Genomic DNA, 25,956 nt, shown 5'->3' with positions numbered 1-25,956 from the left:
ATTAAGCAAGAAGACGAGTACGCATTTTTTCAAGCTTGTTAAGCGCAGAATCATCTATCACTTGGTCGCCTGCACGAATAACTACACCAGCAATCAGCGCTGGGTTAACTTCTACAGAAACATTTACCGCCGCTTCGAATTTTTTCTCTAATGCGTGAGTAAGAAGTTGTTCCTGTACAGAAGTCAATGGGAATGCTGATTCAATCACAACATCCACAGTATTGTTATTCTGTGATTTAAGCTGCTCATATTCTGCTGCAATCTCAGGAAGAAGAACCAAACGGTTATTCTCTGCAAGCAATGTCAGGAAGTTAGACACTGCTGCAGTTTGGTCTTCACCTAAAACTTTCGCAAAAAGAGCCACCTGCTCAGCAGGTGTAAGCTCAGGGCGATTTAGATAAGCTGAAAATGCTTCGTCTTGCACCGCAGCACTGAGCAATTCAAGTGCTGTTGACCAAGAGTCAGTTGCACTTTGCTCAGAAGCGTAAGCAAATGCTGCTTTAGCGTATGGGCGTGCCAACGTCAAGAGTTCAGCCATAATCCGCCTCTCTTAAAGTTTAGCAGCCAGCTGAGTCAGCATGGCATTGTGAGCTTCTGCATCAACTTGCTGGCTAAGAATTTTCTCAGCACCAGTTACTGCAAGAGCAGCCACTTGTTGACGCAATTCTTCGCGAGCAGCATTGATTTCAGTATCAACAGCTTCTTTAGCCTGTTGACGAATACGCTCACCTTCAGCCGCAGCTTGGGTACGCGCTTCTTCGATCAATTGTGCACCACGACGGTTCGCTTGTTCGATCAATTGAGCCGCTTGTGCTTTTGCCGCGTCTAACTCAGCTTTCACTTGTGCTTGCGCATCTGCAAGGTCAGCCTTCGCTTTTTCAGCAGCATTTAAGCCATCAGCGATTTTACGCTGACGTTCACTAATCGCATTGATTAGTGGTGGCCATACAAACTTCATGCAGAATGCGACAAAAATCGCAAACGCAATCGCTTGGCCAAACAATGTGAGGTTGATATTCATTGCAAATTCCTCAAATAGTGAATTTCGGAATTAAGCTGATTAACCTACAAATGGATTAGCGAAGATGAAGAACAAGCCAATACCAACACCGATCATAGGCACAGCATCAAGAAGACCCGCGATTAAGAACATACGAGTTTGAAGTTGTGGAGCCAATTCTGGTTGACGAGCTACAGCTTCAAGGAAACGGCCGCCTAGAAGACCAAAACCAATCGCAGTACCTAAAGCACCGAAAGCGATCAAGATAGCAGATGCAATTGCAACTAGACCTAAAGTGAGTTCCATGATAATTCCTCAGAGGTTAGGTTTTATACCAAATTAAGTTAAAAAATTGTGTGCCCAACCATCCGTTGACAGTTAGGCAATACCATTAATGCTTTTCGCTTGCCATACTCATGTACACGATAGTCAACATCATGAAAATGAATGCTTGTAGCGTAATAATCAAAATGTGGAAAATCGCCCAAGGCACAGACAACGCCCACTGGATCCAGAACGGTAATAACGCGATAAGAATGAAGATTAACTCACCCGCATACATGTTACCGAACAGTCGTAGAGCCAATGAAACTGGTCGCGCCAAGAAAGTAGTCAATTCCAACAATAAGTTGAATGGAATTAAAAGCACTTTAGCAACTGGATTACTTGGGTTAAATGGGTTCAGTGCTAACTCACCAACGAAGCCGCCAACACCTTTCTCACGAATACTATAGAAAATAATTAAGAAGAATACAGAAATAGACATACCGAGGGTAATGTTTGGATCTGTAGTCGGAACAATTTTAAAGTAAACCTGATGAGGGTCTACACCCAGCATAGAAGCAATCGCGTGTTGAGCTACATAAGGAATAAAGTCAACAGGGATCAAATCCATCAAGTTCATGAGGAAAATCCACACGAAAATGGTTAATGCTAAGGGTGCAATTAATCGAGACTTCCCGTGGAAGGTATCACGTACACTTGAATCTACAAACTCGATAATCATTTCAATTGCAGACTGGAACTTGGTAGGAACACCAGCATTAGCTGCTTTCGCAACCAACCAGAACAACAAACAGAAAATCAGACCCAGTCCGATAGACCAACCCATTGAATCCAAGTGAATAGCAGTGAACCCCATCTGTTGAGCTTCAGCACCGCTCTCGGCCAATTTCCATGTACCGTCCGGCATTTTGCCATAGGTCATGTTGGTCAAGTGATGCTTGATATACTCGGTCGAAGTAAGGGCATGTTCTTCAGCAGCCATAAATCACACCTGGTCAATGTCAAAAAACTAATAGAACAAACGAATATCGCGTGCTGCTTGATATCTCGCCTGCTTCTGAAAAACTTTTCAATTTCTTGTTGTGCTTATACTCATTTTTGTAGACGTGACGCCCAAAACGGAGCGACCCACGACATGGCTTGAACAAGTATAAAACCACAAAACAACGCCACCGCTGACAACGGTTTAACATTGCTTAAAATTAAAATGAAACCAACAATCACAATGGCAAACTTTCCCATCAAGCCTTTATACATGTTCGAAAGAACTTGTTTAGACGCGCGGGCTCCTGCTGCTCGAAACGATTGCCACGAAAAATAACAAGTCGCGAGCCAACATACCAGTGCACCTAATGCTGCACTCAAGGCTGCGGTTGAGTCTTTCACGACCCAGCCGATCAAGGCTGAAACAGGGATCATACAGGCTTGCAGGAGGACCAAAGCTTTCGCTAATCGTCGGTCAATCAAGCGACTAGTTCGGCTCATTATTTATTCACTCACAGCAATCATGCTTGACAAGTTTAACAGGTGATTATTTTTAATCGCAGGCATTATAGAGTTACACCCCTGAACATGCAATCTTTTCCCGACCTTAGTCGTGTTTTTTTAAATCGGGTCACTGCTGTTAAACTAATCAAAATCTGTCTATTTTTTAAATCATTAGCGTGCATTTAGTACACATTTCTGGGTTTCGGCGGCCAATTGCTGCCAAGCCTGCACAAAGTCCCCTGCCCCGCTCATGCTTTCATCGACATGCTGGAACAGTACCGGATTGAGTTTGCGGTACTGGTTTTCACTGGCATGACCTTCGGCCAGCAGACACATTTTGCGCTGTGGACGATGATCCTGTAAAAACTTGATTTGCGCCACCGTTGGTGAAACATGTGGATCATCGGTCAATGCCCCCATGAATTTTAAATTGAGTGGGCGCTCAAGATACTGGTAGGCATCGTGATAAGACCAATAAGGTTTGGCTTTGTTACTTGAACTATAACGCTGAGCCGTAGCAAACATGTTTTGTGCAAAGTCACGGGCATTTTTCCAGTAGCGTTCACGATGTTCCGGCAGTTGTTGCGAACGTAACGCCGCAATAAAGAAGCCAATCCGTACGGCATTATTCGGATCGAGCCAGACATGCGTGTCTACCGTATTTTTCAAGGCCTCGCCACGCGGATTACGCATCGGCAAGGTGGTCAATATCCCCGAGTCTAACAGTGCAATGCCTTTATTACTTTCATTCAGCACTTTGGCCAAGGGTGCTTCATGCGCCTGACCCAGCCAGATCACCAGACCTGCATTCTGAATAGTTTTTCGATGCGCCGGAGTCAGACTCACATCATGTCCACTTTGGTTGGCCAGCAATAAAGTCGGCTGTTCCACACCTTGGGTAATTTTCTTGGCAATCAGATAGATCGGCTGCGTAGACACCACCAGACTTTGTGACCAACTGAGTGTACTGAACAATGCCAGCAGACTGATTGCAAGGAGACGGAACATGAGTAGAAATCACTTAAAAACGATAAAATCAGGAAGTGTTATAATATAACAAAAATACAAAAATACCTATGCCTAATCGAAACTCAGAACGCTTCATGTTAAGATTTGAAATCTATTAATTTTCAGTTTCGCACTTGAGGTGAACTATGGGTTCCTGTTCGCACGAACACCACAACGCATTGCACGGCGTGCACGACCATCCCAATGTCGCACAACGTCTTGCTGAAGCGGAAAGTCTTTGTGCAGCAAGCGGCGCACGCCTTACACCTTTACGTAAAGAAGTGCTGGAACTCATTCTAAATGCGCATGGCCCGATGGGCGCCTATGATCTGCTGGCACAAATGAAAAATGCCAGTGATCGTCCTGCAGCCCCACCAACGGTGTATCGCACTCTGGATTTTTTATTAAGCAAAGGGCTGATTCATCGCCTGACCTCGATCAATGCCTATATCCCCTGTTGCCATCCGCGTGAAGGTCATCAGGCTGCTTTTTTAATCTGCACCGAATGTAAAGCCGTGAAAGAAGCGTCGGCTCAGGGCTTACTCGATCAACTCGATGCACTGGCCAGCTCGGACGACTTCACGGCACATCACAGCATTATCGAAATTTCAGGAATTTGTCAGCAGTGCCGCAACAAAGCTTAAGTGCCTCTCCCTTGATTCAGCTTTCCAAGATCTGGGTCAAAATCGATGAGCGCGATATCTTAAAAGCCATTGATTTCTCGTTACAAGAGAAAGAAATTGTCACACTGATTGGTCCCAATGGTGCTGGTAAATCGACCTTAATTAAAGTCATGCTGGGCATTTTGAAACCGCAATCAGGTGAGATCAAGACTGCGCGCAAACTCAAATTCTCTTATGTGCCACAGAAATTCAATCCCTCACATAGCTTGCCGCTACGGGTGAAAGATTTATTGGCACTAGAAAAGTGTCCGTCCGAGATTAAAACCGAAATTATTCGCGATACCGGCATTAGTAAACTGCAAGATTCTAAAGTGCAGCAGTTGTCTGGCGGTGAACGTCAACGGGTGCTACTGGCCCGCGCCTTATTACGCCAGCCGGATATTTTAGTCCTCGATGAACCGATGCAGGGTCTAGACATTCAGTCCGAAGCTGAACTGTATGAATATGTGCGTAACTTGCCGGAAAAATATGGCTGTGCCGTACTGATGGTTTCACATGACCTGCAATGGGTGATGCAAGGTACGACTCGGGTCGTGTGCCTGAACAAGCATATCTGCTGTAGTGGCCTGCCGGAAAGCGTGCAGCAACATCCCGAATATCAGGCGATTTTTGGCACCAATCGGGTGTTCTATCAACATCATCATGATCATTGCGCGCACGGCGATTCTGCCACCCCCTGTCAGCATGATTCACGCCCTCATATTCACCCCGAGCCGGAAGCTTAAACCATGATGGATTGGTTACAACTCCTTTTACCTGCATGGATCATGGGAACGCTATTGGTATTTCTGACTGCACCGCTGGGCTGTCTCATGCTCTGGCGGCGTATGTCATTTTTTGCCGATACCATGGCACACGGTACTTTGCTCGGTGTTGCCATCGCTGGGGCTTTAAGTTTACCTCTCTGGATGGGAGTCACTTTTATTGCCTTATTATTGGTAGGGGTTTTGTGGGTGCTGCATGATCCGCGCCTGCCGAATGATGCCTTGCTGGCGCTGTGTTCAGCAACACTGCTTTGCTCAGGTCTATTGTTCATTCAGCATTTACCGAGTTTAAGACCGGAACTTCTCAGCTATCTATTTGGTGATCTACTGACGATTTCTTGGACGGACTTACCCACCTTTGCTATCGTGATTATTCTGGCCTTAGCCGTCCTCTATAAGAGCTGGCAAGCGCAGATTCAAATCGCGATTGATCCGGACATGGCGGTCAGTGAAGGTGTAAATGCCAAATGGCAACGCCTGATCTTTATGTTGTTATTGGCATTGTTTACCGTGCTTGCCCTGAAAGCAGTGGGTTCATTACTCATGGGGGCATTACTGGTGATCCCTGCTCTGACTGCACGACTCCTTGCACATTCACCAAAACAAATGGTGATCTGGGCATTCGTGATTGCGCAAATTGGGGTGACCGTGGGCCTATGGTCGAGTGCAGGTCTCAATACTTCGACAGGTTTAACCATTGTCCTGACCATGGCGGTGCTATTTGCACTGATCTTCTGTGTGCAGAAGTTTAAAAAGCTGAATTAATCTTTCTGTTAAATCATGATGATTTTCTAATGATCTATTCAGCCTCTCTCCTTTAAGGAGAGAGCAAACACTCGTTATTGATGCACCAAACTCAATAAAAATGCAGCACCTGCAAATAAACCGGCAAAAGTCCGGTTCATGACTTTTTGTTGTTTCGGTGATTTTAGTAGCCTTAAAACTTTAGCAGCCAATCCGGTATAACCCGCCATCACAATCAGATCAATCGTCACCATTGTTGCAGCCATAATCAAATACTGAATCCATTGTGGTTTGGACAAATCCAGAAATTGCGGCAAGACGGCCAGTAAAAATACGATGGCTTTAGGATTAGTGATATTAACCAAGAAACCATGCAGTACCAGTTTTCCTCTCGATTTTCGCGTCAATTCATGTTTAATTTCGATGTTCTGTGCAGGTGCTTTCCATTGCAAAACTGCCAAATATAACAGGTAGCCAACACCAAACCATTTCACCACTAAAAATGCCCATGGGGTTGTCGCAAACAAAACTCCCACGCCTGCTGCAACCACTGCAATCTGTACCAGTAAAGCCAGTTGCAGACCCAGCGCATTCCAGTAACCATGCCGAAAACCATAATTCAATCCGCTCGACATCGATGCAATTGCACCAGCACCCGGAGAGACACTAATCACCCAGCAGGCCAACATATAGGCAAACCACATTTGATAGGACATGAATATTTAACTCAGCAAAACTTGCCCAATATTATATGAATTTTCCAATAAAATCAGGCTAAAAACTTGCTTAAATATAAGGCACTGCACTATTCACTCTGTCTAGCTTCAGGCACAATATGTACATTAAAAAACAGGATCTATCCTTATAGGAGCCATGAATGACAGCCCAATCGGTAATCTTGCCACTTCCTTCAGATCATGCTCGCTTTATTGTGTTACGTCTTAAAGATTTGAGTATTGAAAAATTAAAAGAACAACTCGAACATTTGTTTACTTCTCGTGATCGGCTGATCACGCAACACCCTCAAGCACAAATTAAAACAGGCGTAGCTTTTGGTCCTGAACTGTGGACAAAACTTTATGATCAAGCTCCTGCAGGCTTTAAACAGCTTGAACCCATTCATGGTTCGTTTGATATGCCGGTTGTTCCAGCAGATGTACTGATTCATATTGCCAGTGCCCGTGCTGATATCTGCTTTGCGCTCAGTCAAGCTTTTTTTGAAGGAATTCAGGACCAGGTTCAGGTGCTGGATGAGCGAGTTTGCTTCCGCTACTTTGATGGTCGTGATATTACCGGCTTCATCGATGGTACTGAAAATCCACAATTCCCGGATGATCGTGCTGAAGTCGCATTATTAGGTGAAGATTCAGGTATTTTCCAAGATGGTTCATTTATTTTTGCCCAGCGTTACGCGCATAACCTGGAAAAATGGAAAAAGCTAAAAGTTGATACTCAGGAACAGGTTATGGGTCGCACCAAGCTTGAATCCATTGAATTGGATGATGAAGTCAAACCTGAAAATGCGCACGTGGCACGTACTGTAGTTGAAGATGAAGAAGGCGAAGAAATGGAAATTCTACGTCATTCTCTGCCTTATGGTGACGGACGTGGTGACCAGGGTCTATTCTTTATTGCCTATACCAAAGACCTGAAAATTATTGATACTATGTTAGAACGTATGTTCGGTACCTCTGGCGATGGAATTCATGACGGTCTGCTGCATTTCGTAACACCTCTGGATGGTGCCTATTACTTTGCGCCAAGTGAGGAGCTGCTGGGAGAGGTTTTGGAAGGGTAAAAGAAAAAAGCCGGTGGAAGCCGGCTTTTTAAATTAATTATTCTTAGAATGAGAATTCTTTTTTATTATTTCCTTCAAAATATTTTATGTTTAAATCACCATCAATATTTACATTTTTTCCTGCATAAATATATTTTTCTGAAATTAAATTAAAATTTTTAACTTTCATAATCCTTAAATTAGCTCCCCCTTCATCAAAAAACGGAGATACTATTAAAAAGAAATCTTTTTCCCCTTTCAGAAAAACACTCATTCCATCTTGAGGGTTAATAAAATTATACTTATTTAATATTTTTTGCGAAGATATTAATCTCAAGTTATTACATTGATTTAATTTAATATTATTTATACACTTAAAATGAATATCAGATGAATAGGGCAACTTAGAAAATTCTTCAATACCATTTAATCTTAAGCCCTCTATTTTATTTACACGTCCTTTTTCAAACTTATAACATTCATTTTCAATATTAATATTATTATTTTCTAAAAAGTAGGTAGTCCCTGATAAACAAACTTTATTATCTTTTTTATTATATTTTATAATAGCAGGATCATCATTAATTTCCCTTAAATTACCATCGACAAAATTACCTACCATCTGAGGCACAGGAATTACTTTTTTTTCTAGAGGATCTAATATAACTATCAGCTTAACAACTCTACTTTCACCTTTACCTGTACTTCTATTATGATTTAAAATTAATAATATTTTATCATTTGAAAAATTAGGCAAATCTTTAATATGTTGATTATAGATTTCAATCTTGTTTCTAGAACAAAAATCAACAACTTCACTTTCAAAATAACATCTTGATACATTATTTGATGTTATTAATATATTTTCTTTTGGGTATGTACAACTTGAAAATAATAAACCATTAAAAAACAATGATAAAATTAATTTGGATTTCATATTTAAAACCTATTTATTTGAATGATAAGCATGAATTTTTTCAAATATAACTTTAACTTTTTCGGTAGAATGTTTATTTGCTTTATTCGTTTTAGATTCATGATAACCGATACTACCATCAGAAATAATTCCATATTTATTCTTTTCTCCCTTCGGTAAAGCAATTGAAGCCCACTCTTTCGAAGCATCAACCATGGCCTGCTCTACAGTTTTATCACCTTTAATAATCAAGCTGTAGATAGATGAACGACCTCTTAATAAATGCTCCTTAAAGACTCTTTCTTGCATAGCAGGATCATATAATTCATTACCACTCAAATTTAGTCTCGCTTTAGCTGCTGCTAAAGTAGAAGGAATTGTTTGATATTTTCCAGTGGCAAATCTTCTTCTATTGTCATCCCATCTATATTTTTTCGCAGCGTCTAAAATTTCATCAATAGTTTTTTCAGTGATTGTACCTGGCAAGTCATTCATTTTTCCGTATTTAACTCTTTTTCCTTCTGGAGCTCCTGCATTCCAAGCTTCATAGCTACCTTCACCACTAGCAATCGCATCACCTAATTCTTTTACCAGAGCCTCAATAGTTTGATCTGTTATTTTAGAAATAGTAGAAGTATTTACGATTATTCCTGCACAATTTAAAATAGAATTCATATTTAGTGATTTAATAATCTCAACTACCGGATTTCCATTGAGATCTTTAATTTCTTTTTTGAAGTATTCATCATTAAAGTAAATACTTGAGAATCTTGTCACATCAAAATGAACCCAAGTAGTTGCTCCATTTGCTCCACTCTTAAATTTTTTTGGTTCTAAATATATTTTATCAGAAGCCCTTTCTTCACTTGCTCTCATTTTTATAGTCATAATTTTTTTTCTAATAAACTCTATATCTTCTATAGCCTTAGTCCTCTTCCCATTTTTATTAATATGTATATCTAATGCTAAACCCATATGATTTACTGTAGTTCTGCCTTTTTTCTTATTATCATTTATACATCTATAACCAGATTCTATATAAGCCACTTCAAGACCTTTATATTTAAATTCATTTTTTAAATAAAAATTTAATGCTTTTAATATCCATATTAAAGATCTATGCAATCCTGGATATTCATTAGCAGTATTCAAACCAGATTTAATACCTCTTCTATTATTACCATAACCTGAACACTGACCACAGGGACAACTAGCTTTAGTCATAAAATTTGCAATTCCATATTCATCACGGAACTTATCTAAAGCTGCTAAAAAACTTCCGCATATTTTTCCAGTTTCAGGAACCCCCATATAATCCCGTTGAAATTGCTTTATACATTCCGCTGTTAAAGGAGTAAATTCATCTGTAGGTAATGCGCCACCAAAGCCTGCTAGCCTGATATTAACCTCTCTAATAAGTTCACTTTTGCCTTGAGATATACATTGAGGATTAGTTTTACATAAATTGGAAGTATCAGTTTTCGGTGTTCCGCCATCCTGACTGCGATCCTCTTTCATATCAATTTTTATTGCATCCGATAAAGCTTTCTTACCTTCTTCATACCATTCATTAAGCTGCTCTAATGCTTTCTTCTCATACTCTTCAACTGTATTCACAATTCCTTTATCAGCCTGTTTAGTCTCTTTTTTACTTTTCTCTGATGATTGAGACTTATTATTTTGAGAAGCATTTTTTTGAGGGTTTGGCTTTCTATCAATACTTGTATTATTTCCTGTAGCAGGCATATTAATTGGAAGTTTAATTACTTGTCCTATGCTGATTTTATTGACATCTTTTATCCCATTCAGCCTTTCGAGCACTCGGATTGTGGTGTGATACTGTTGTGCAATAGATGATAAAGTTTCACCTTTTTTAACCTTATGTGTTTTACGTTTATAACTTCCTTTATTTTCATTATTTTCTAATGTTTTTAAATCCAAGAGAATTTTAGGACTTATAACCGTAACCAGCATACGGTCTTTCGCCATTATGAAAGTCTGAACTTTTTTCATACCTCCACCTAAAAGGCTTTTGACATATATATCTAAAACCGTTCCTTTGTCTCTTTGAATTTCATAAAGGCACCCCTTGGAATTGGTAGAACCCCGTACTACATGTTGACCTGTCTTACTATTTTTGACTTCATATTGAACTTTAGGAATTGGATTTCCTAACAAATCTAGAATTTGTACTGTTGCTAAAGACTTATTTGTCATTTTTATTTTTATCTCCTATTTATTATTCTGCTCAATCAGGTCATCAACATCATAACCTTGGACACTTAATCCCCATTCATCATTGAGCCCTACCAAAATTTCTACTTTAGAGGAATCAGCTGTAGTAATTTTTCCAGTACGACCGTGCGCATCAAGCTGACCTGAAATATACGAATTAGTATCAGGAATAAAAGCTTTATAATTTATTGAACTGAAATCGGACTGCCAAAATAGATCATATATATCCAGCCTATTGCTATATAAAGCATTATTCGGAAGCTGAGGTATTTCATAAGAGACTTTAGCCCCTCCCATAAAATTATGTTGCCCCGCCTTACACTCAAATTTTCCGCCAGTCGTGAAAAATACCCCGCCACTATTTACCTTAATTTGAGACCCTCCAGCGGTCAGTACAATCTCCTTCAGACTAGTGATTTCGATTTTGTCTTCAGTCGAAATGAGCTTGATTACCTTACGAGCGATCGCTTCAATTGCATCATCTTGGGCTTGTAGTTCAATTTTGCCTTTAGCGGCATAGACACTTGCGCCCTCTTGAGCAGCGAATAAACTGATCCGGTCCTGTGCATGAGCAACTAAAGACTTCTGTGTGGAAAAATGAATATTGTCCCCGGCACTCTGATTGATTTGCTGATCAGCGGATAAATGAATATTTTCATTTGTGCTCAGTGCAATCGTTTGGGGGGCAGTTAATAACATCACGGCCTGTTTAAATGCGATGGCCTTGGCTTGATCTTCAGCTTCAATCTGACTCAGAAACTGTTTTAAACTATCAAAAAATTGCAGCGGATCTGTCTGCTGTTGTTCAGCAATATCACTCAAGGCTTTACTATGATCGAGATTCGATTCAATCTGCTCTTTGGCACGACTCGCATCCAGGTGATTGCCTGCTGCTGAATCTTGCCGATAAGTGGAGATTAATAAGCCTTTTCCTGCACGTATGGCACCCCACTGGTCTGTCCTTAGTTCAAAACCTTCTCCTCGACCTTCGCTGCTTTCACTTTCTTTAGGATGGCTTAGATTTCCCAGATTGAGCTGACTGGCTGCATGACTACTTTGCAGCTGCGCACTAATCTGTTCAGGGGTATCATCGAAACGCAACTGGTTAAAGCCATCCCCATCGACCTCCTGAGAACGGATGCCACTGAGTTTTTTGGTCGCAGGAAGTTCTCCTTTTGCATCAAACATGGTCGGATGCCGTTCTGCTTCATGAATCCGTCCCACCACAAAGGGCCGGTCGATATCACCTTCAAAGAAGTCAATCACTACAATTTCGCCAATTCGCGGATGCAACCTGATGCCATAACCCTCACCCGCCCAAGGGGTCAAAACATCCACCCAAGCAGAATCGCTATCATTGTCATTGCTACCTGCGCCGCCATCATGCTGATGATCCTCACTCCGGGTAAACAGAAAACGAACTTTCACCCGCCCCCATGCATCGACATGAATCGTTTCACCTTCAGGTCCGACCACTCGAGCCCGTTGCGGATATGCAGCAGCAGGCCGATGAATGAAGGGGTGGTACTCAGGAACAACCTGGATTTCACGGCGCACCATCTGTAGTTCATTGGCCTGTCGTTCCTCCTGTGTCATCTGCCAGCCGCTCTTCTCAAGCAAACTGTCCAGCTGAGATAAGATATCTTTGGGTAAATTGTTCTGGTTATAAAACCGCTTAGCTAAAATCAGAAATTCACGTTGATGGGCAGGATGCTGATCAATTTCAGGATGCTGTTGCAGTTCAAACCAGTATCCAACCTGAGCATCTCGTACGCTGCTACTGGCTTTAAAATATTTAGACTGTAAAGCATGATAGTCACTGAGCTGCTGATTGAGTCGATCCAGTTGGGCTATACCAGATGCTGTCACCTGATCCTCATGATTTAAGTCGCCGGTCCAGGCCGGACTGATGTTCCACGCATCTTCAAGGTGAAGAGTGGCATTTGCATGGATATCACTTTGCTGATGATTACTGAATAAAGGCTGGCTTTGATCCTGGGCAAGTTGCTGGGCATGCCAGCGCTGGGTCCTGGTACTATTCGGATTGAGCTGACGTACCGCAATCAGACTGTTCAGCGTGTCGAGCTGTTCGGTGGCATGACTGCAATGAAACCGGATGGAGCGGCGTTTTAAAGCTGAAAAATATTGGGAATGATCTACCAGTTTTAAAAACTGAGCTTGAATCTCGCTGGCTGATACAGGCACAGTTAATTGCTTTTCATCGATCAACCAGTTAATTCCTTCGCTACGCCATAAACGGGTCAGAAAATCATAATCCGATTCATTCGACTGCATTACAAAAGGTCGGACATCATAGTCCCGGCTGAGTCCTGTCAAATCCAGGCTGAGACTGGCCGCGAATAATGCACTTCTGTTTTGCCATTCACTGAACAGGATTTCACTGATCTCGCGCACCGTCTTATTCATAAAAACCCGACTGTTACGGCGCTTCTGCCAGAGTGCAGTCGGATCATTTAGCGTCAATTTATACAGGGTCAAAGCTCCATCATTCTGCCCTTGACTGGCTGCAGTAATAATGCCCGTAGTCCGGAAAAGTTCACCCCGGTCTGTGACCTGATCAATGGCCACCCGACAGCCGATAAACTGTTTCAAGGCAATATGAGCATGAGTGGAAAGACAGATCAGTTCAGCCTGCAGGCCTTGATTGATCTGATGCTGACCCTCAATACGCTGAATCAAAACCTGATGATTTAAAGGAGGATGTGAAAACTGTAAATGTAGCGCACGATGCTGTCGCTTAAGCCCGAGCTGCTCCACCAGCATATGGATAGGTTTTGGCATTTTATAGTTATAATTTTAAGCTTTATTATTGTGCGGCAGATTTTAGGAAAAGTTATCCATTTCGTCCAGTTCACGATGCATTTCACATAATTAGGCCTTTAATTTATGGCCCTTCAATTAAAAATCTTAAATTGCATGTGGTACATCTTAATTAAAAATATTGCTCAATATTCCCTATTTTTCCGATTATCCTATACGGAACTTGCTGCTACACTCATTCAGATCTCATTCTTCAAGGCCAAGGACATGCTGGAACTCCCTTCTAAATTACCCGATTTGGGCGTGACCATTTTTAGTACCATGTCGGCCTTGGCACAAAAACTCGGAGCCTTGAATCTTTCTCAAGGATTTCCGGACTTTGCAGCGCCTCCTGCCTTGATTGAAGCTTTAAACCGGGCCAGCCAGAATGGATTTAACCAGTACGCACCAGGAGATGGTCTGCCAGTCTTGCGAAGTCTGGTGGCAGATCTCTATCAGCAACGTGATCAACTGATTATTGACCCTGTCGAGGAAATCACGATTACCCCTGGGGCGACAATTGCGATTTTTTGTGCCATTCAAGCCACGGTACGTGCCGGGGAAGAAGTCATTATTTTCGATCCCAGCTACGACAGTTATGGACCTGCGGTACAACTGGTCGGGGCAAAGCCAGTGCATATTGCTTTGCAGCATCCTGATTTTTCTGTGGACTGGAATCAGGTCAAAGATGCCATTAATGACCGTACCCGCATGATTGTCGTGAATACTCCGCATAACCCGAGTGGGAGTGTCTGGTCCAAGGCAGACTGGCAGCAACTGATCGAACTGATTCGCGAGCGCAATATTGTGGTGCTGTCCGATGAAGTCTATGAACATCTGGTTTTTGACGGCGTTCAGCACTATTCGGCCTGGTCATTTCCAGAACTTCGCGAGCGTAGCTTCGTGATTGGTTCTTTTGGTAAAACCTTCCATGTCACGGGCTGGAAAACCGGATTTTGTATTGCTGCACCGGCACTGATGAGAATGTTCAGACAGATTTATCAGTTTGCCAGCTTCTGCGGTGTAACACCCGTTCAGGTCGCTTTGGCGGAATATATGCAACTGCATCCTGAGCATATACGCGAACTGTCCCAGTTTTATCAAAACAAACGGGATTTATTTAACTCATCCATTAAAACATCACGCTTTAAGTGGACACCTTCTCAAGGGACTTATTTTCAGAACTTAGATTATTCGGAGATTCGCCCTGAGCTTGATGATCTGTCCATGTGTCATTTTCTGGCAGAACAACATGGGATTGTCGCGATTCCAGTCTCCGCGTTCTACCAGCACCCTCCTGCCGATTTACGTCTGCTCAGGTTCTGCTTTGCAAAAAAAGAACAAACTCTGATCCAGGCAGGTCAAATTCTTTCAAAGGTTTAACTCACCTTTTAACTAAAACTCTCATAAAATAAATGCCTTAGTTACTTAAAAGCTAAGGCTTTTTTTTATATTCTGCCGAATAATAGCTACATCAATAAATAGATGATAATTCAATCACAGGATGTCGCATGGCACAGCACTCACTGATTCATCAACAGAATTTATGGAAAGCCTTTCTGGTTTTTCTGTTGCCATTAATTGCGACCAATATCCTGCAAAGTCTCTCCGGCACGATCAATACAGTTTTTGTGGGACAAATGCTCGGAGTGAATGCGATTGCTGCTGTTGCCGTTTTTTTCCCAATCCTGTTTTGTCTGATGGCCTTTGTAATTGGTTTGTCTGCCGGTTCTACCGTACTGATTGGACAGGCTTGGGGTGGAAAAAATATAGAAAAAGTGCGCTGTGTGGTCGGTTCAACTTTATTTATGACCTTGATTGGCGGCAGCTTGATTGCGCTTTTCGGGGTAATTTTTGCTGAGAATATTCTTTTGGCCCTTGGCACAGATCCTGATGTAATGCATTTGTCCTTGCCCTATGTACAATGGATGCTGGCGGGTAGTCCCTTAATTTTTATCTATATTATTTATACTTCCATCTTGCGTGGCGTTGGGGATAGTACCACGCCCCTGTTTGCTTCCGCACTTACCATTGGGGTCGGTTTGGTGGTGACACCGGTCCTGATTGCCGGTTATTTTGGCTTTCCTAAAATGGGCATTATCTCACCGGCGATTGCCACCATTCTGGGAAATCTGGCGGTTCTGTTGTTTTTAATCCTGTATTTGAACTATAGGCAACATCCGCTCAAGCTGGACTGGGCCTTATTAAAAAATATTCGTCATCAACCACAGTTGAGCAGAATGATCTTGAAACTGGGGGTTCCTACTGGTGTGCAAATGGTCACGACTTCAGTTGCCGGACTGGTAATTGTCGGACTGGTCAACCGCTATGGCGCAGAAGCAACAGCGGCCTATGGCGCAGTCAATCAGGTCTTAAATTATATTCAATTTCCGGCTTTGTCGATTGCGATTGCCGCATCTGTATTTGGTGCGCAAGCGATTGGCGCAGGTAAATCAGATCTGCTGAATAAAGTTACTCGGACTGCACTGAGTATGAATATCCTGTTTACCGGCGGTTTGGTGATTCTGGCCTACCTGTTCTCCAAATATCTGATGGCGCTGTTTATTACCGATCCTAAGGTTATAGTACTGGGACAACAACTGCTGTTTATTGTGCTGTGGTCGATTCTGTTCTTTGGTGCCAGTGCCATTTTTGCTTCGATCATGCGTTCAAGTGGAACGGTGACCATGCCAATGCTGATTAATATTTTTGCCATTCTCTGTATTGAAGTTCCCGCCGCTTATCTGTTTAGCCGGTGGTGGGGTCTGGAAGGTATCTGGTATGCCTACGCGTTGGCCTTTGTCAGCCTGTGTATTTTGCAGGGACTGTATTACCAGTTGGTCTGGAAGAAAAAAACGGTTGAAGCGTTGATTTAGATGCAGGTTTTTTTACGTGCCTAAAGCATTACAGGAGTTAATACTCTCATTTGCAAAAAATTAGCCCCTATCACAGCGATAAAAAAACCCGCTTTCGCGGGTCTGTTTTACAATTTCTTAAGCAGACTTTTTCTTTCTTTTACCAAATTGGGTCGCCAGTGCAGTGACATGCTGATAACCGGTCGGCAAGATTCGCTGAATCAGGTCTATCGCTTTGGCATCATTGCCGATGAGCAGACGGCGCTTGTCTTTTTGTACCGCCTCCAGAATTTGACGGGCAGCTTCTGCAGGTGGACAACGCAATAATTTATTAAAATTACGGGCCGATTTTTCCGGATTCATACCTAAAGTCAGCAGGCTGTTATTCATTTTTGCTGCATTGGCAATGTTGGTACGGATACCCCCCGGATGCACACACAGTGCACTCACGCCACAATTTTCCAGATCCAGTTCCTGACGCAGGGATTCAGTAAAACCACGCACGGCAAACTTGGTCGCATTATAAGCAGACTGGGTCGGCTGAGCTGTTAAACCAAACAGGCTGGAAATATTGATGACATGACCATCGCCAGTTTTCTTGATCAATGGCAGGAATTCTTTGGTACCGTAAACCACGCCCCAGAAATTGATTCCGACGATCCATTCCAGCTCTTCATAAGATGCCCCTTCAACGGTTGAACCCAGTGCAACGCCGGCATTGTTAAAGATCATATTGATACTGCCATGATCCTGTTCGACCTGTGCCGCCCAGTTACGCACCTGTTCCAGTTCAGCCACATTCACTTTTTGCATGGTGACACGAACATCAGTCCCTTGGAGTAATTCTACAGTTTGTGCCAGACCCTGTTCATTAATATCACTCAGTGCCAAATGACAACCCTGCTGGGCCAGTAATACTGCCAGTTGCTGACCAATACCTGAACCGGCACCGGTAATCGCAGCAACTTTATTGTTAAAATTTTTCATTCAATTTCCTTATGTAAACCACTGCCATTCCATGACAGCAGGATCTTGTTCTGTTGTTTCAGGAGCTAGCACAGATCCTCAATATAGTTTTGACAATATAGATTGTCAATAATTATCCCATGTCCTTAGAGGCCAAATTTCAGGGGAGCATTTCTATATAGGTCTAAGCGTGATTTATTGTTAAGATATTCAAAATCTTCATGCAGATGAGCACACAGGCCTTATGACCGATTCAATCGACTCAGCAGCAAAATCACGACCCGCCAAAACCAAGGAACGTCAGTTTAAAGGCCTGTCGATGGCTGAACGGCAGCAGGCACGTCGTGAAAAGCTCATCGAAGCCGGGATTGAAGCCTATGGTAGTTATGGTTTTTTTTCAGTTACTGTCAAAGATATCTGCAATGAAGCCAAACTGACTGAACGTTATTTTTATGAATCCTTCAAGAAAAGCGAACATCTGTTTCAGACCATTTTCCTAAAACTGATTGATGAACTGCAACAGAATGTGATGCAGGCCATGATGCAGGCATCGAGTGATCCGAAAAAAATGATCGAAGCCGGTTTGAGTGCGCTGCTCACTACCCTGCGTGACAATCCGCGCATGGCACGGATCATTTATATCGATGCCATGCTGGTACAGGAGCTGCATAATCAGGCCACTATTCATGAAACCATGTCACGTTTCGACCGCATGATTCATGCCTTTGTCATGTTGATGATGCCGCAATTAAATCGCAGCGAGCAGGAAATTTCATTGGTGTCGACCGGTTTAAATGGCTATGTCACCCAAATTGCCATTCGTTGGGTGATGAGTGGTTTTAAGCATTCGCTTGAGGAAGTTTTATCGTCGTGCAGTGTGGTTTTTTTGGCGCTGCTCGAGTCATTTTCCGAGAAAAAATAGCTGTTAAATCCTGTGCTTAATCGGCTTTCCTGCATTTACCAGTGAGTTGAAGATTTATGCTGTACTACGGAAATGAGTAAAATTAATTTATGATTTTTTAACAAGTTTCTGCGCTATATTTGTCACAAATTTTTGCGAATATCAGCAGTTTTTCCCTTTCTGCAATGATACTGTCATAATTAGTCTTTGTAATAAGCCTGTCATAAATATAAAACGGTTCACCGTTTACATGAAATAGGGTATTGCGTTGTGAAAGATGACTACATATTAATCGTCGATGACGAGCTCCCGATTCGGGAAATGATCCATACCTCTCTGGATATGGCCGGTTTTCAGTGCTTACAGGCAGAAGATGCCAAGCAGGCGCATCAGATGATTGTGGACCAGCGTCCGGCATTAATTTTGCTGGACTGGATGATGCCGGGTGGTGTGAGCGGTGTGGACTTATGTCGTCGTCTGAAACGTGATGAAAGCCTGTCAGAAATTCCGGTGATCATGCTGACAGCGCGCGGTGAAGAAGACCACAAGGTACAAGGTCTGGATGCCGGTGCCGATGACTACATGACCAAGCCATTCTCGACCCGGGAACTGGTCTCCCGAATTAAGGCGGTACTGCGCCGCGCCAATGCCCTGAGCGGTGAAAAAACTATTGATGCCAATGGCCTGATTCTGGATCCGGTCAGCCAGCGGGTGAATTTTGGTAACAACATTCTGGAAATGGGGCCGACTGAATATCGTTTGCTGGCATTCTTCATGACCCATCCGGAACGTGCCTATACCCGTGCGCAATTGCTGGATCAGGTGTGGGGCGGTAACGTCTATATTGAAGACCGGACCATCGATGTACATATCCGCCGTTTGCGTAAAGTGCTGGAACCTTATGGTGTAGACCGTTTTGTACAAACCGTTCGCGGAACGGGGTATCGCTTTTCGACCCGTTCAGATGTCGCTTTAGGTTAATATCTTTTAAGGTAAATCTTGTTTTATGTATGAACCCTACCCTGTCCCCGAACTGGCACGCGAACATAAAAGAATCCGTTACAGTAGCTTATGGGATTTTGCGAAACAGGATTTACGCTTACTGGCTTTTTTCCTGATTATCGCCAGCTTTATCGGTTTTGGGATTGGGTATTTCTGGGTTTGTATCGTAATTGCTTTCGTGGCGTTCTTTGCGACCCAAATGCGTTCCTTATATCTGGTCAATGAATGGATTTCCAATCGCCCTTATGATGTTCCACCAAATATTGGCGGGATTTGGGGTGCGCTACTTTTCAATGTTTACCGCGCCCAACGTCAGGAACGGATTGTTCAGGCGGAAATGGTCGAACTGATTGATCGTGCACAGTCTTCACTGGTGGCCTTACAAGAAGCTGTGGTACTACTTGATGAAAACCAACAGATTGAATGGTGGAATCCGGCAGCCGAACGTCTGCTCGGAATCTCCAGTGATGACCGTCGCCGTAATATCCTGACCTTGCTACGCCAACCGAGCTTTATCGAATACTATCACCATATTGATGAATCTCCCGACGGCCTAAAAATGCGTTCTTCGCTGTTTGAAGACCATTATGTGCAGGTCAAAATGACCCGTTTTGGCGGAGAAAGTCGGGTACTGGTCGCTTATGATGTGACCCGGATGCACAATCTGGAACAGATGCGAAAGGATTTTGTCGACAATATTTCACATGAACTGCGCACTCCTTTGACCGTGCTCAGTGGCTATATTGAAACCTTTACCGATCAGGAAGATATCAATCCACGCTGGAAACGCGCTTTTGATCAGATGCAGTCGCAAACCCGACGCATGAATGCACTGGTCAACGATCTGTTGCTGCTGTCACGTCTGGAAAATGATAAAAATATTGCCAAAAACCAGATCATTGAAATGCCGAGTCTGATGAACCAGCTATTTGATGATGCCCAGGCCTATAATATTGATTATGGTCATACCCTAAATCTGGACATTGACAGTCATTGCGATCTGATCGGTTCAGATATGGAACTGGCCAGCGCCTTTAGCAACCTGATTACCAATGCCATCAAGTATACGCCTAAAGGCGGCACCATCACCATCGGCTGGCATGATGACGGTGAATCGGCCTATTTTGTGGTGCAAGATAACGGCATCGGTATTGATCCCAAGCATCTGCCACGTCTGACCGAGCGTTTTTACCGCATCGATTCAGACCGCAGCCGTCGTACTGGCGGTACCGGTTTGGGATTGGCAATTGTTAAACATGTACTCATGCAGCATCAGGCACATCTGGAAATTGAGTCCAAGGAAAACCAAGGTTCCACGTTTAAGGTAGTTTTCCCCAAAGAACGTCTCAGCTTTCCGGACTAATCTCACAAAATCAAAAAAGGTACCATCGGCACCTTTTCTTTTAAGCGTTTAAGAGCTGATCTGTTTTTCTTTGGACAGTGCACGCGCATAGGCAGCACGTTGCGACACCCGTTTAAGATAGGCTTGAATCGCTGGATAGCTTTGACCCGTCCGGCTCTGCATGGCCTCCAAAGGAAAACTCATCTGAATATCGGCAAAACTGAAATGCCCGGCAAAATAATCATGCTCACTCAAATAGCTTTCCAGAAACTGGATATGATCTTTTAAACGGCTCTGTACAAATTGCTTTTTCACCCCATCACAGATTTTCTTGGCCACAGGTCGAATCAGCAAAGGCGTATGTTTAGGCACTGTGGTCATTACCAGTTGCATCACCAGCAGCGGCATTAACGAGCCTTCCGCATAATGCATCCAGTAACGGTACTGGGCCTTGTCGGCAATATCTTCTGGGCGAAACTGCTGCTGTTCATCATAAGTTTCCTGCAAATATTCCAGGATCGCCGCAGATTCTGCCAGTACCTGACCCTGATCGACCAGAATCGGGGCTTTGCCCAACGGATGGATCTGTTTTAAGGCCGGTGGCGCAGAAAGGTTGGGCTGACGTTTATAGTATTTAACCTCGTAATCCAGTCCTAATTCTTCCATGGCCCACAGGATACGAAATGATCGTGATTGTTCGAGATGATGTAAAACACGCATATTAGACTCATGATTTTATTGTTTTTGCCCACTGAGCATAGCAAAAAGCAGCAGACTCTAGCTCATTTTTTGATGACTGTAATGATATATATCCTATGTTGCAGATTCATTATTTGAGTTCAACTCAGACAGCGTTCCATATTCCCATCATTTTTAGCATTTATCGGGAAGCCCGCATCTGGTCTGGAAGTGCGGGCGCTTCTAAACGTGGTCCATCATAGGCAGGAATGGAACCAAAACGTTCATGACCTTCAATCCATTGTTCCCGCGCAATTTTAAGTTCCTCTGTCGTGCGCCCGACCAAATTCCACCACAGTAAAATCGGGCTTTCAAATGGCTCCCCACCAATCAATAGCAGCCGGCTCCCGGCATGAACTTCAGCATTGACCTGCTGTAAGCCGGGCTCCAGGATCAGCATATTATCTTCATTTAGTTCATGCCCATTTATACTGGCCGTCCCCTCAAGCACCATAAAGCCATATTCAAATTTCGGATTCAGAGGCAAGCGCGCACTAGTACTTTGAGCTGCATACAGGTCTACTCCGAGTAGTTCGCTATGTACTTTAACCGGTGATCTCGTTTTTAAATATTCTCCGACCAGCACGGTAAATTCAATGCCTTGCTCATTGACGACCGGCAATTCAGGATAATGTTCAAAACCTGGTGCCATATTGATCTTGTCGTCCGGCAAGGCAATCCACAACTGTGCTGCATGCATATGCGTTTCACTTTCAGGAGAGACTTCGGTATGTGAAATGCCATAACCCGAGGTCATCAGATTGACCTGCTTGGGACGAATCAATTGCTGATTTCCCAGACTGTCATTGTGCATCATGCTGCCTTCGATCATCCAAGTAAAGGTCTGCAGACCAATGTGTGGATGAGGGCCGATATCCAGACCATCTCCTTGCGGGAAACTGGCCGGACCCGCATGATCCAGAAAACACCAGGCACCTATCATGCGCTTATGTCTGCTTGGCAAGGCACGTTTAATCACGGTGCCCTGTCCGATTTCCGCGCGACGTAAAGGAAACTCCTGAATAAACTGATTCACATACTTTTCGCAATCATCAGAATTCGACAGTTCAATATCACTATTATTCGACATGGCTGAGCTTACCTCGGCATTTTCATTCTACTTTTTGAGTGGGTGAGACATGTATTTGACCGATTCAAGATGCCTCTCTGTTCAGGACAATGTACAGGGTCTATGGGCAAAATCTATCCCTGGAAATATTTAGATACGTATAAAACGCCTCACTAGTCCCATCAATTTAAATTCTGAAAAGCTGATGAGATTTATATTCAAAGCCCCAAACTTGAGTTTTAACAAGTCAATCATGATTTAGGTACATGACGTTAGGAGTTTAAATAAACTGAAGATCAGGAATGTCATTTATGTTTCACGTGAAACGAATCCACAACAACTAAAGACCCCAATGAATAAGATGATTATTCATGTATTTCAATCACTTTCAATTTTATAAAACACAAATTTTGTTACGTTTTAGCTTTAAAAACTTCCCGGATACCCAATTTTTGGGAGGTTATTTTTTACTCAAACACGGCATAATAGGCACCTATAAAAATAATACTGGACCAGGACATGTCTGCTCAGAATGAGAATATATATTCAACGGCGAATGTATCTTTTCAAAATTCGACGACCGATAAATCACTGAAATTATCTGAATGTGATCTGCAAAACCGTCAGCTGATTGAACAGGCGCTGACAGATCCTCATGCCCGTATCCCTGCCCTGTTTCAGCAGTATTTTCATGATTATGTCTATACGCATAGTCATCATAACTTGCGTCAAATTAACTATCTGGCGCAAATTGCCTTTTTACTGTATTTCTTTGCCGATATCCTGATTATTCCAGACATGTTTTTTATTTCTGGTCTGATGCGCGTCGTTCTGGTTCTGGGGGCGATGTTTTGCTGTTATTACCTGTTTAAAAAATATAAAAATATTCAGATTTTGGACAGAATCTTGCCGATAGGCACCACTGTAGCTGCAGCGGCCTGGATTAGCTTACTCGCGCTTTCAACCAGTCCCCATGTTGCCACCTATATTTATGCCTCTGCGATCTTTATTCTTATCGCCAATCTCTGTGTACAGACCCAGTTTAAAGTCGCGGTCTATTGCTCCATCTTGATTGCCCTGTTTATCATGCTTGGTGTATCCCAGTTCATGAGTGCCTCTCAAGCCTTTATTTTTAGCGTGGTCTTTAGTCCACTGTGGTTTTTTAGCATTTATATTAACTGGAATAATATTCTGAATGTGCGGCGTTCTTTTCTGCGCTCCCTGCTTGATGAATGGAACTATCAAACCTTAAAGAATCTGGCACATACCGATGATTTGACCCAGCTCTACAACCGTCGCCATTTTGTCGATATGGCTGAACGCTCTATTCATCAATGGCCCAAACATGCCAGTAGCTGCCTGTTGATGTTTGATGTGGATCATTTTAAAAATATTAATGATAGCTATGGGCATGATGTCGGTGATCGGGTGCTACAACTGATTGCTGAAGTGACCCGTAAAGAAATGCGGCATAGCGATGTACTGGCACGTTTTGGCGGGGAAGAGTTTATCGCTCTCCTGGAAGATACTCAGCTACAAGACAGCCTGGTGATTGCAGAACGAATTCGTTGTGCAATTCAAAAGCAGTATATTTATGTTGAATCCAATCATGCCATCCGGTTCACCATTTCGATCGGTGTTGCAGAACTAGAATCCCATACCCAGACTCTGGAAGATCTGATCAAACAAGCCGATATCGCCTTATATCAAGCCAAGAAGTCTGGCCGAAACCGGATTGAAGTCTATCATCCGGATATGCTGAATAAGCCCAAGCCAGCAACAGAAAATCCCTGGAATGTATTTAAGCCAGACACTCAACCAGCCCAGTCAACGGCGAATTAAAGCTGAATCATTAGTCTGTTCTATAAGCTAGGATCATTCTTAGAATGCGTTAATCGGGGATTTCATTTTATAAAATAAATTTGATTCTTCCACTTTTAAAATATCCAACAAAAGAATAGAATATTTTTTATACAACTATATATAAATTTCATCTTATTCATTTTTATATATTTTAATTTGGGAAGGCTGCATGCCGCATGATAACGAAAAAGAATCACGTACCCTGATTCAGGAGGCTCTTCAAGATCCGCTTGTTCGTATTCCTGCACCTCTAAAACCGGCCTACTATACTCATCAGAAAAAACTCACTTTAAAATACTTATTACAGGTCAATTTATTCGCACAGCTGGCATATGCCTCTTATACCCTCGCCGATATTCTGGTGCTGAATGATATTCTCAAGTTACTCATTTTGACCAAAATCAGCTATACCATCCTGATCGTACTGATCACGATCTGGATGTATCACTCTTACCGCAATCTGCCTGTCTTTGATCTGCTCTTGCCTACCTCGATTATTGGTGCAAGTGCCATCTGGTTTTTTAATCTGAATCAGTCTGAAAGTGCTTATACCCTCATTTATCAATATGCCTCCTTAGTCTTTATTGTACTGGCCAATTTATGTGTGCAGATCCGGTTCTGGCCGTCTTTGATTACTTCAAGTCTGATTACCCTGATGATTTACATCGGTGTATATTTCAATACTCGGTCTGACCTGTACCAGATGTTTTTATTTTCCCTGATTTATCTGCCAGTATTGACCTTCAGTCTATATATTAGCTGGAGCTCGACCTTAAAATCACGCATGGTATTTTTGCAGCATACCCTGAATGAATATAATCGGCAGGCCTTTGAAAATATGGCTCATACCGACTCACTCACTGGCCTGAATAACCGTCGCTGTTTTGAATATCTCGCGCAACAACTGGTACAACAGAATTTTGATCAACCGGTGCCTATGAGTTTACTGGTCTTTGATGTCGATCATTTTAAGCAGATTAATGATCGTTATGGTCATGATATCGGAGATCAGGTCTTACAGACGATTGCCCTAAATACACACAGCGAAATGCGGCAGCATGATATTTTGGCACGCTATGGAGGCGAGGAATTTATTGCATTTTTACCTGAAACCTCTCTGGATGAAGCGCTAAAAGTTGCCGAGCGTTTAAGGCATAAAATTGAAAATATTGTGATCGATCTGGACAGCCAACATCGTTTCAGTTTTAGTATTTCGATTGGTGCTGCCATTCTGGAAAGCTGTGAAACGGATTTGATGACCCTAATTAAGCAAGCCGATATTGCCTTATATCAGGCTAAAGCCAATGGACGGAATCGGGTTGAAGCTTATGATCCAGATCTGGAGCAAAGTTTAGCTGGAGAGATGCAAAACTGGCAGGTTAAACCGGCTTAAGCATCTTTTCCGAAAAGCATAAAAAGAGCGCCGAAGCGCTCTTTTTAATTTGGAAAGTTTATATTTCTAAACTGCCATGCATAGCGTTTAGCATAAAACTTTCAAGC

At 42.7% G+C, this 25,956-nt stretch carries 24 protein-coding genes; 11 read left to right on the top strand and 13 right to left on the bottom strand.

Annotation, left to right across the window (positions count from 1 at the left end):
* Position 1 precedes the first annotated feature (1 nt).
* From PYW33_RS00900 to PYW33_RS00875, 6 genes are all read right to left on the bottom strand, one after another.
* Entirely contained in the window at positions 2–538 is a 537-nt protein-coding gene (locus PYW33_RS00900; protein ID WP_004644860.1) for a F0F1 ATP synthase subunit delta, read from the bottom strand.
* Between the two features lie 12 nt (positions 539–550).
* The gene (locus PYW33_RS00895) at positions 551–1,021 is read right to left on the bottom strand and encodes a F0F1 ATP synthase subunit B (RefSeq protein WP_004280990.1); all 471 of its coding nucleotides are present in this window, start codon (positions 1,019–1,021) and stop codon (positions 551–553) included.
* 39 nt (positions 1,022–1,060) lie between these two features.
* Positions 1,061–1,306, bottom strand: a complete 246-nt coding sequence (gene atpE, locus PYW33_RS00890; RefSeq protein WP_000424060.1) for a F0F1 ATP synthase subunit C — start codon at positions 1,304–1,306, stop codon at positions 1,061–1,063.
* Positions 1,307–1,391: 85 nt separating this feature from the next.
* The gene (gene atpB, locus PYW33_RS00885) at positions 1,392–2,267 is read right to left on the bottom strand and encodes a F0F1 ATP synthase subunit A (protein WP_004644859.1); all 876 of its coding nucleotides are present in this window, start codon (positions 2,265–2,267) and stop codon (positions 1,392–1,394) included.
* A 110-nt stretch (positions 2,268–2,377) separates the two neighbouring features.
* Positions 2,378–2,770 (bottom strand): ATP synthase subunit I, encoded by a 393-nt coding sequence (locus tag PYW33_RS00880; RefSeq protein WP_004280982.1) that lies wholly within the window; start codon positions 2,768–2,770, stop codon positions 2,378–2,380.
* 174 nt (positions 2,771–2,944) lie between these two features.
* Positions 2,945–3,781 carry a metal ABC transporter solute-binding protein, Zn/Mn family gene (locus PYW33_RS00875; RefSeq protein ID WP_004280981.1) on the bottom strand — a complete coding sequence of 279 codons (837 nt, stop codon included), beginning with the start codon at positions 3,779–3,781 and terminating at the stop codon, positions 2,945–2,947.
* 146 nt (positions 3,782–3,927) lie between these two features.
* Here PYW33_RS00875 and PYW33_RS00870 point away from each other — a divergent pair, with 146 nt between their 5' ends.
* Genes PYW33_RS00870 through znuB form a run of 3 tightly spaced genes read left to right on the top strand, consistent with a single transcriptional unit; the run spans position 3,928 to position 5,993 of the window.
* A complete protein-coding gene (locus PYW33_RS00870) occupies positions 3,928–4,425 on the top strand; it encodes a transcriptional repressor (protein ID WP_004280980.1) in 498 nt (165 codons plus the stop codon).
* Positions 4,407–5,189 carry a zinc ABC transporter ATP-binding protein ZnuC gene (gene znuC / locus PYW33_RS00865; protein WP_004644858.1) on the top strand — a complete coding sequence of 261 codons (783 nt, stop codon included), beginning with the start codon at positions 4,407–4,409 and terminating at the stop codon, positions 5,187–5,189. Before PYW33_RS00870 ends, znuC begins: the two co-directional genes overlap by 19 nt.
* Before the next feature lie 3 nt (positions 5,190–5,192).
* Positions 5,193–5,993, top strand: coding sequence for a zinc ABC transporter permease subunit ZnuB (gene znuB / locus PYW33_RS00860; protein WP_004644857.1), 801 nt, complete (start codon positions 5,193–5,195; stop codon positions 5,991–5,993).
* Between the two features lie 74 nt (positions 5,994–6,067).
* Here znuB and PYW33_RS00855 read toward each other — a convergent pair whose 3' ends face one another.
* Positions 6,068–6,688: a LysE family transporter gene (locus PYW33_RS00855; RefSeq protein ID WP_004644856.1), complete on the bottom strand. Its 621-nt coding sequence runs from the start codon at positions 6,686–6,688 to the stop codon at positions 6,068–6,070.
* A gap of 161 nt (positions 6,689–6,849) precedes the next feature.
* Between PYW33_RS00855 and PYW33_RS00850 the strand changes: the two genes are divergently transcribed.
* A complete protein-coding gene (locus tag PYW33_RS00850) occupies positions 6,850–7,770 on the top strand; it encodes a Dyp-type peroxidase (RefSeq protein ID WP_004644855.1) in 921 nt (306 codons plus the stop codon).
* Between the two features lie 43 nt (positions 7,771–7,813).
* Here the strand turns inward: PYW33_RS00850 and PYW33_RS00845 are convergent, their stop codons facing one another.
* The 3 genes from PYW33_RS00845 to PYW33_RS00835 are packed head-to-tail and all read right to left on the bottom strand — an operon-like array spanning position 7,814 to position 13,702.
* On the bottom strand, positions 7,814–8,686 hold the full coding sequence (locus PYW33_RS00845) for a hypothetical protein (RefSeq protein ID WP_004644854.1): 873 nt from the start codon (positions 8,684–8,686) through the stop codon (positions 7,814–7,816).
* A gap of 9 nt (positions 8,687–8,695) precedes the next feature.
* Complete coding sequence (locus PYW33_RS00840) at positions 8,696–10,882, bottom strand: LysM peptidoglycan-binding domain-containing protein (RefSeq protein ID WP_004644852.1); 2,187 nt, start codon at positions 10,880–10,882, stop codon at positions 8,696–8,698.
* 15 nt (positions 10,883–10,897) lie between these two features.
* Positions 10,898–13,702 (bottom strand): type VI secretion system Vgr family protein, encoded by a 2,805-nt coding sequence (locus tag PYW33_RS00835; RefSeq protein ID WP_016806912.1) that lies wholly within the window; start codon positions 13,700–13,702, stop codon positions 10,898–10,900.
* Between the two features lie 246 nt (positions 13,703–13,948).
* On the opposite strand from PYW33_RS00835, the gene PYW33_RS00830 reads away from it, so the two are divergent.
* Positions 13,949–15,103: a methionine aminotransferase gene (locus PYW33_RS00830; RefSeq protein ID WP_016806913.1), complete on the top strand. Its 1,155-nt coding sequence runs from the start codon at positions 13,949–13,951 to the stop codon at positions 15,101–15,103.
* A 128-nt stretch (positions 15,104–15,231) separates the two neighbouring features.
* Positions 15,232–16,596, top strand: a complete 1,365-nt coding sequence (locus PYW33_RS00825) for an MATE family efflux transporter (protein ID WP_004644849.1) — start codon at positions 15,232–15,234, stop codon at positions 16,594–16,596.
* A 117-nt stretch (positions 16,597–16,713) separates the two neighbouring features.
* Here PYW33_RS00825 and PYW33_RS00820 read toward each other — a convergent pair whose 3' ends face one another.
* Positions 16,714–17,562 carry an SDR family NAD(P)-dependent oxidoreductase gene (locus PYW33_RS00820; RefSeq protein WP_004644848.1) on the bottom strand — a complete coding sequence of 283 codons (849 nt, stop codon included), beginning with the start codon at positions 17,560–17,562 and terminating at the stop codon, positions 16,714–16,716.
* Between the two features lie 223 nt (positions 17,563–17,785).
* Between PYW33_RS00820 and PYW33_RS00815 the strand changes: the two genes are divergently transcribed.
* The 3 genes from PYW33_RS00815 to phoR all read left to right on the top strand — a co-directional run bounded on the left by PYW33_RS00815 (position 17,786) and on the right by phoR (position 20,807).
* Entirely contained in the window at positions 17,786–18,463 is a 678-nt protein-coding gene (locus tag PYW33_RS00815; RefSeq protein ID WP_004644847.1) for a TetR/AcrR family transcriptional regulator, read from the top strand.
* A gap of 249 nt (positions 18,464–18,712) precedes the next feature.
* Positions 18,713–19,423, top strand: a complete 711-nt coding sequence (gene phoB, locus PYW33_RS00810) for a phosphate regulon transcriptional regulator PhoB (protein WP_004280972.1) — start codon at positions 18,713–18,715, stop codon at positions 19,421–19,423.
* A 25-nt stretch (positions 19,424–19,448) separates the two neighbouring features.
* Positions 19,449–20,807 carry a phosphate regulon sensor histidine kinase PhoR gene (gene phoR, locus PYW33_RS00805; RefSeq protein ID WP_004644846.1) on the top strand — a complete coding sequence of 453 codons (1,359 nt, stop codon included), beginning with the start codon at positions 19,449–19,451 and terminating at the stop codon, positions 20,805–20,807.
* Positions 20,808–20,855: 48 nt separating this feature from the next.
* Here phoR and PYW33_RS00800 read toward each other — a convergent pair whose 3' ends face one another.
* Together PYW33_RS00800 and PYW33_RS00795 are read right to left on the bottom strand one after the other, a co-directional pair.
* The gene (locus PYW33_RS00800) at positions 20,856–21,506 is read right to left on the bottom strand and encodes a glutathione S-transferase family protein (RefSeq protein WP_004644845.1); all 651 of its coding nucleotides are present in this window, start codon (positions 21,504–21,506) and stop codon (positions 20,856–20,858) included.
* 160 nt (positions 21,507–21,666) lie between these two features.
* A complete protein-coding gene (locus PYW33_RS00795) occupies positions 21,667–22,614 on the bottom strand; it encodes a pirin family protein (RefSeq protein WP_004644844.1) in 948 nt (315 codons plus the stop codon).
* 498 nt (positions 22,615–23,112) lie between these two features.
* On the opposite strand from PYW33_RS00795, the gene PYW33_RS00790 reads away from it, so the two are divergent.
* Together PYW33_RS00790 and PYW33_RS00785 are read left to right on the top strand one after the other, a co-directional pair.
* Complete coding sequence (locus PYW33_RS00790; RefSeq protein WP_004644843.1) at positions 23,113–24,435, top strand: GGDEF domain-containing protein; 1,323 nt, start codon at positions 23,113–23,115, stop codon at positions 24,433–24,435.
* A gap of 190 nt (positions 24,436–24,625) precedes the next feature.
* The gene (locus tag PYW33_RS00785; protein WP_004644841.1) at positions 24,626–25,849 is read left to right on the top strand and encodes a GGDEF domain-containing protein; all 1,224 of its coding nucleotides are present in this window, start codon (positions 24,626–24,628) and stop codon (positions 25,847–25,849) included.
* Positions 25,850–25,956 lie beyond the last annotated feature (107 nt).

Origin of the sequence: Acinetobacter lwoffii (assembly GCF_029024105.1) — a bacterium.
GTDB lineage: Bacteria > Pseudomonadota > Gammaproteobacteria > Pseudomonadales > Moraxellaceae > Acinetobacter > Acinetobacter lwoffii.
The sequence above is the reverse complement of the archived record's forward strand: the minus strand, read 5'-3'. Positions and strand labels throughout refer to the sequence as shown.

Coding starts and splice junctions, on each gene's coding strand:
- PYW33_RS00875 (WP_004280981.1), bottom strand. CDS start 3,781: ATGTTCCGTCTCCTTGCAATCAGTCTGCTGGCATTGTTCAGTACACTC.
- PYW33_RS00815 (WP_004644847.1), top strand. CDS start 17,786: ATGACCGATTCAATCGACTCAGCAGCAAAATCACGACCCGCCAAAACC.
- PYW33_RS00870 (WP_004280980.1), top strand. CDS start 3,928: ATGGGTTCCTGTTCGCACGAACACCACAACGCATTGCACGGCGTGCAC.
- PYW33_RS00840 (WP_004644852.1), bottom strand. CDS start 10,882: ATGACAAATAAGTCTTTAGCAACAGTACAAATTCTAGATTTGTTAGGA.
- PYW33_RS00785 (WP_004644841.1), top strand. CDS start 24,626: ATGCCGCATGATAACGAAAAAGAATCACGTACCCTGATTCAGGAGGCT.
- PYW33_RS00800 (WP_004644845.1), bottom strand. CDS start 21,506: ATGCGTGTTTTACATCATCTCGAACAATCACGATCATTTCGTATCCTG.
- PYW33_RS00855 (WP_004644856.1), bottom strand. CDS start 6,688: ATGTCCTATCAAATGTGGTTTGCCTATATGTTGGCCTGCTGGGTGATT.
- PYW33_RS00825 (WP_004644849.1), top strand. CDS start 15,232: ATGGCACAGCACTCACTGATTCATCAACAGAATTTATGGAAAGCCTTT.
- PYW33_RS00880 (WP_004280982.1), bottom strand. CDS start 2,770: ATGAGCCGAACTAGTCGCTTGATTGACCGACGATTAGCGAAAGCTTTG.
- PYW33_RS00790 (WP_004644843.1), top strand. CDS start 23,113: ATGTCTGCTCAGAATGAGAATATATATTCAACGGCGAATGTATCTTTT.
- PYW33_RS00850 (WP_004644855.1), top strand. CDS start 6,850: ATGACAGCCCAATCGGTAATCTTGCCACTTCCTTCAGATCATGCTCGC.
- PYW33_RS00830 (WP_016806913.1), top strand. CDS start 13,949: ATGCTGGAACTCCCTTCTAAATTACCCGATTTGGGCGTGACCATTTTT.
- PYW33_RS00820 (WP_004644848.1), bottom strand. CDS start 17,562: ATGAAAAATTTTAACAATAAAGTTGCTGCGATTACCGGTGCCGGTTCA.
- PYW33_RS00900 (WP_004644860.1), bottom strand. CDS start 538: ATGGCTGAACTCTTGACGTTGGCACGCCCATACGCTAAAGCAGCATTT.
- PYW33_RS00795 (WP_004644844.1), bottom strand. CDS start 22,614: ATGTCGAATAATAGTGATATTGAACTGTCGAATTCTGATGATTGCGAA.
- phoR (WP_004644846.1), top strand. CDS start 19,449: ATGTATGAACCCTACCCTGTCCCCGAACTGGCACGCGAACATAAAAGA.
- znuB (WP_004644857.1), top strand. CDS start 5,193: ATGATGGATTGGTTACAACTCCTTTTACCTGCATGGATCATGGGAACG.
- PYW33_RS00895 (WP_004280990.1), bottom strand. CDS start 1,021: ATGAATATCAACCTCACATTGTTTGGCCAAGCGATTGCGTTTGCGATT.
- atpB (WP_004644859.1), bottom strand. CDS start 2,267: ATGGCTGCTGAAGAACATGCCCTTACTTCGACCGAGTATATCAAGCAT.
- atpE (WP_000424060.1), bottom strand. CDS start 1,306: ATGGAACTCACTTTAGGTCTAGTTGCAATTGCATCTGCTATCTTGATC.
- PYW33_RS00835 (WP_016806912.1), bottom strand. CDS start 13,702: ATGCCAAAACCTATCCATATGCTGGTGGAGCAGCTCGGGCTTAAGCGA.
- PYW33_RS00845 (WP_004644854.1), bottom strand. CDS start 8,686: ATGAAATCCAAATTAATTTTATCATTGTTTTTTAATGGTTTATTATTT.